Genomic DNA, 2,821 nt, shown 5'->3' with positions numbered 1-2,821 from the left:
AGGATGTTCTGATGAGAAATATAAGATTAAAGCATAAAAAATAATTTTGTTAAGCATTGCATAAATTCTTCAAGTGGTACTGAAGATAAAATAAATACTATTACTGATGTGTGTAATTGTGCCTTTGATAAAATAGTTTAAAATATGGTATGAATAAGTTTATACAATTAGATAAAAAATTAAAGGATAATAGTTATAGCCCACCAGAAGTTGAGCAAGATATGGTAAGTATTGTAAGGTTTTGCTTGTTAAAGTTAAAGGAAAGCACACATTAATTTTATATCTTAGCGCTGTTAATATCATTTTGATTAATCAACGTTTTTATAAAAAAGTTAAATATAAAAATTAATGAATGACGATTAAATTTTTTTATTTAACATGACTAGTATTTATATGAAACTTTACGTTTCGCTAACAATAATGTAGTAAAAAAAATTTATTAACAATATTAAAATAACACACATAATATACAATATAGCAAAATTCAATTTATTATTAGCTATAACACTCATCCTGTTATATTTAAGATCAATAAAATATCAATATAGCCAATCAAATAAATTATTTTTCAATTTAGTAACTCATAACTTATGATCTTAGTGATAATCAGATAATCAGATAATCAGATAATCAGATAATCAGATAATCAGATAATCAGATAATCAGATAATCAGATAATCAAATAATAATTACATTATTAGCAGCGAACCCCTTACAACTTTATTGAATATCAAATGCTACTTTCTGACCTTGTATCAATGTTTTATAACCATTACCAAAAATAGCAGTATAATGAACAAAAAGATCGTTGCCACAACATTCAAGTTTAATAAAACCAAAACCTTTTTTCACTAAACCATTTTACCGTATCTGTGATCTTTGCCATTTTTTCCTATGAGACCATAAATTGATTTTTTAATAACATAAATGGATATTAAGAAATATATTATTACCGCTTATATTTATGCTATTACATACTTTATTTACAATAACAAACCATTTTATATTTTAGTACTATTAGTCAGTTTAAAAAGTTAACAGCGATAAAACTTTTTCTAATTTTCTATTTTTCTATTTTTCTATTTTTTTATTTTTTTATCAAGAAAATAAAAAAATTAAAATAAAAAAATATATAGGTCCCTATAACTATATCAATTACTAATTTAATAATTTTAATAACTTATACATTATCCATACTAAAATGGCTTGATATAAAATTATATTTATAAACTTTTTATATCAATAGGTAATAATTGATTCTATTTTTAATATTAAGTAAATCGCTTTAATATTTTTATATTACTTTATTATTAGTTTTAATACTAAAAAAATTTAATTATATCTAATTAATTTTACACTTTTAACCATATTATAGAAATATGGATATTGTCACACAATAATTGAATTTTTGACTTTAGAATGAATCAATAATATTTATTAATATTATTAAAGTTAGTATATTAGTTTCCAACTGCATATTTACAGCTCATACAATAGCAATATCTAAATATTCTAATCCCATTGATACAAAATTAATAAACCTTTCTCTCTTAGCGAAAGATTCACTTATAATATTAATAAAACTTGGAATTCTAATCAGTACGAAATTTATCTACCTTTTTTAATTTGACATAATCGATTAACTTATGATAAGAAAAATTTCTGGATATAATGAAACCCCTTGTGGATTAGGTATTGGAAAATACCGCTTTGATCAAAATAGAAATTGGCATTCTATCTATGCTATGGCTTTTGCTGATTCCCATAATAAAGTACAACCCATAGTCGGATATGGATTTCAAAAAATTTGGCGACAAAGTGAGCTTGATGAATTTCGTATAGGAGCAGGTTTTACACTAAGCGTTACGGCCAGAAATGAATATTGGTATATACCGATCCCATTACCACTTCCGATTTCTTCTATTAAATATAAACAATTCTCAATCCAAGCAACATATGTTCCTAGAACATATAATAACGGTAATGTATTTTTTGCTTGGATACGCTGGCAATGGCAATAAATTTTTAAGTTTTATACTAATTACCCTGGTTTAAACCAGGGTAATTAGTTACTATTTTATCAATTTGCTCTATTTTGTTTTCTAAATTTTGTGAGTAAAAATCCTATCCATAAAAATAGAACCCAAAATGGCATAAGAATAACTGAAATACGAATTCCATCAGTCAGTAAAATGATAACCAAAATAAGAAACAAAAAAATTAAACAAAGATAATTACCAAATGGATACCATAATGCTTTGAATTTAGGTTCAATACTTTCTTTTATTTTTACCGCTCTAAATTTTAAATTAGATATACAAATCAGAATCCAATTAATTACTAAGGTTGTCACAACCAATGACATTAGTAATTCTAGCGCTTTACCATCTAATAAATAATTAATTAAAATACCATCTGATGTTGCTAAAGCTGAAATAGCAATTGAGACAATAGGCACACCACGCTTAGTCACGATATTCAAAAAATGTGGGGCGTTACCTTGTTTTGCTAAACCATAAAGCATACGACTATTACTATATACTCCACTGTTATAAACTGATAATGCTGCAATTAAAACGACAATATTCAAAGAATTAGAAACAAATTATCGCCTATGTCATGAAAAATAAGCAAAAACAGGCTTTCACCACTAACTACATTTATCCAAGGATACGGTGAGAGCAATACAAATAAAGAATCAATATAAAAAATTAAAATACGATAAACAACTTGATTAGTCGCTTTAGGAATACTTTGTGTTGGATTTTCCGCTTCCGCCGCTGTTATGCAAACGAGCTCTAATCCACAAAAAGAAAACATA

1 protein-coding gene and 2 pseudogenes are annotated in these 2,821 nt (G+C 25.4%); 1 reads left to right on the top strand and 2 read right to left on the bottom strand.

The features are described 5' to 3' along the window. Nucleotides 1–720: 720 nt before the first annotated feature. A pseudogene (locus ARSQ2_RS03055) lies at nucleotides 721–886 on the bottom strand (cold-shock protein). A 760-nt stretch (nucleotides 887–1,646) separates the two neighbouring features. On the opposite strand from ARSQ2_RS03055, the gene pagP reads away from it, so the two are divergent. Continuing rightward, nucleotides 1,647–2,021, top strand: a complete 375-nt coding sequence (pagP, locus tag ARSQ2_RS03050; RefSeq protein WP_420837728.1) for a lipid IV(A) palmitoyltransferase PagP — start codon at nucleotides 1,647–1,649, stop codon at nucleotides 2,019–2,021. Nucleotides 2,022–2,080: 59 nt separating this feature from the next. Here the strand turns inward: pagP and ARSQ2_RS03045 are convergent. Further along, nucleotides 2,081–2,821, bottom strand: a pseudogene (locus ARSQ2_RS03045) (APC family permease); the annotation flags it as partial.

The sequence above is a fragment of the Arsenophonus endosymbiont of Bemisia tabaci Q2 genome (assembly GCF_902713415.1).
In the GTDB taxonomy this organism is placed as follows: Bacteria; Pseudomonadota; Gammaproteobacteria; order Enterobacterales; family Enterobacteriaceae; genus Arsenophonus.
Note: the sequence above shows the minus strand (reverse complement) of the source record. Positions and strands in the feature narration are given on the sequence as shown.

Coding starts and splice junctions, on each gene's coding strand:
- pagP (WP_420837728.1), top strand. CDS start 1,647: ATGATAAGAAAAATTTCTGGATATAATGAAACCCCTTGTGGATTAGGT.